Source organism: Methylomonas sp. BG-2 (genome assembly GCF_057766305.1).
In genome coordinates this window covers 1-2,612 of the sequence record NZ_JBYMAP010000370.1, presented here as the reverse complement: position 1 = coordinate 2,612, position 2,612 = coordinate 1, and the positions used below count along the sequence as shown (strand labels likewise).

Sequence of the window (2,612 nt, the reverse complement as noted above, 5' to 3'; positions counted from 1 at the left end):
TTGCCTTACATCGGATTAGGTCATGATGCATCGGCGATCTTGCTAAGAAATGAAGTGGTTGCTTATGCGATTGAGGAGGAAAGGTTAGGTCGTATTAAGCACACCAATAAATTATGTTCGAATGCCATTTCTACATGCCTACAGGCTGCTCCTGTAGCTTGGGATGATTTAGCAGCTATTGTTGTCTATGCGAGTGAACGTTTTTTAAATAACAAACTGAAACAATTTAGCTTATATACGCCAGAGTTAAGCGCTTTTTCCGATGCTCGTCAGTTATATCGGTTTCTCTTTGAAAGAGAATTCGGCGCAACGATTGGTGGGGATAAGTTCTATTTCGTCAATCACCATTTGGCTCACGCCGCAAGTTCGTATTATTTATCCGGTTTTGATAAGGCATTGATTTTAACTATAGACGGCGAAGGCGACGATGTGTCTTCGATGGTTATCGATGCCAACGGCAAGGATTTTAATGTTCTAAAAACTAAATCAGTCGCCGATTCGTTGGGACATTTTTATTTAAAAGTTATTGCCTTTCTGGGTTATAAGGATTTCGACGAATATAAAGTCATGGGCTTGGCGCCTTATGGCAACCCCGTCGTGTATCGGGACAAACTTAGCCGTTTTTACGAATTATTAGCGGACGGCGATTATCACATTCATGCCGACCGTATTTTGGAGTTGTACGAGGTCTTAACGCCGCGAAAACGCGGGGAAGCTTTTTCTCAAGTGCACATGGATCTTGCGGCGGCTTTACAAGAGGCGTTAGAGTCTATCGTTTTTCACGTGCTTCGCCATTATCAAGCATTGACCGGCCATACCCGCTTGGCGGTCAGCGGTGGCGTTGGCCAAAACAGCAGCATGAACGGCAAAATTTTGAATTCGGGTTTGTTCGAAGAAGTCTTCGTGCCGTCGTTTGCCGGCGATTCCGGTTGCGCCTACGGTGCGGCGGCTTATGTTGCTCACCAATTGCAACCCGATTTACCATTCAAAAAAGTTACGCATGCCTATTGGGGAACACCGATTAACGATGACGAGGTTGCCGATACTCTGGCTCCTTGGCAAAAATTTGTAACTGTCGAAAAAATGGCTGCTCGCTCGGAACTGGTTTCCGATCTGATTATCGACGGAGCGGTTATCGGTTGGGTGCAAGGTCGCTCTGAGTTTGGCCCAAGAGCGTTAGGTAACCGCAGTATCATTGCCGATCCTCGAGTCGCGTCGCATAAAGAAACTATCAATGCGATGATCAAGATGCGGGAAAGTTATCGGCCGTTTGCGCCCTCGGTATTGGCGGAGCGGGTGCGTGACTTCTTTGAGGTGCCTGGCAAACAGGACGAGTTTCCGTTTATGTCGTTCGTGTTGAATGTCAGACCGGAATGGCGGGAACAATTGCCGGCTATTACACATGTTGATGGTAGTGCTCGACTGCAAACGGTCAACAAGGCGGATAATCCGCGTTATTGGGAGCTAATTGAAACCTTCGGCCGCAAGACGGGTATTCCTATTTTGTTGAATACGTCGTTCAACAATAACGCCGAACCCATTGTTGATAGTATTGATGACGCTGTAGTTTGTTATTTGACATCCGGGTTGGATTACTTGGTGGTTGGAGATCATCTCATAACTAAAAGAACCTGGGGTAATAGCGAATTAGCTGACTTATTTTTATCGTTACCGAAAGCCGCCGTACTTAATCGCGAAGATAAGTACATTAGCAATGCCGAACGCGGGTTTAGTTACTTTTTTATTTGGAACTACGATGCTGGTCGGCGTTATGTTTTGTCGGAGCCTTGGTACCGCCTGTTGCGGGCGGCGGATGGAAAGCAAACTTTGGCGCAACTGATGTCCGGCTTGAGTTTTTCTAACGAGCATCGGATTCAGGTATTCGAAGAGTTGCAGAATTTGTGGTCGGATCGGTTAATTCTCCTGAATCCTCGGACGATTGGTTGAGCGGCGGTCGCCGTACTCTTAGGGATGTAAGATTCTTACTAAATTGCCTCTTTAGAGGGGGGGCAGGTATTGTAAGCAAACGTTTTAGTGGACGTTTTTAGACAAAGGGCGCCTCTGTGTGCCCTGTTTTGTTTATTCCAGCGAGGGTGTCCTGAATTTTGTGTAAACGGGTTTGGGTTAGCGGTCTAGCATTCGGTCTTCAAACTGAATGCTAAACCGATTTAAGGTGGCTTTCCAGTCATGCAGTGGCATGGTCCATTTTTTACTGATATTCATCAGCGCCAGATAGAACAATTTGGATAGCGCCTCATCGCTGGGGAACGAGCTGCGATTTTTGGTTATTTTCCGAAGACTCCTATTCACCGATTCGATGGCGTTGGTCGTGTAAATGATCCGGCGAATTTCGGGTGGATAATCGAAAAAAGGAATGATCCGATCCCAATTGCGCCGCCAGATTTGCGGGATTGATGGATAAGCCTCGCCCCATTGCGCCTCGAACTCGTTGAGCTGTTGTTCGGCTTCGTCAACGGTCACCGATTGGTAGATACGCTTGAGGTCATCGGCCACCGGTTTACGCAGTTTCCACCCGACATAGTTCAGGCTGTTGCGGACCAGATGCACGATGCAGAGCTGGACGACCGCCTGAGGGTAAACGGTTTCGATGG

General features: G+C 47.3%; 2 protein-coding genes. One reads left to right on the top strand and one right to left on the bottom strand.

Annotated features, from left to right (window positions below):
• Positions 1-1,947: carbamoyltransferase family protein (locus AC3B8H_RS20265; protein WP_488443328.1), on the top strand; the 1,947-nt coding region annotated here is incomplete at its 5' end.
• Between the two features lie 177 nt (positions 1,948-2,124).
• On the opposite strand, the gene AC3B8H_RS20260 is transcribed toward AC3B8H_RS20265, so the two are convergent.
• A partial coding sequence (locus tag AC3B8H_RS20260; RefSeq protein ID WP_488443327.1) for an IS256 family transposase occupies positions 2,125-2,612 on the bottom strand: 488 nt, incomplete at its 5' end.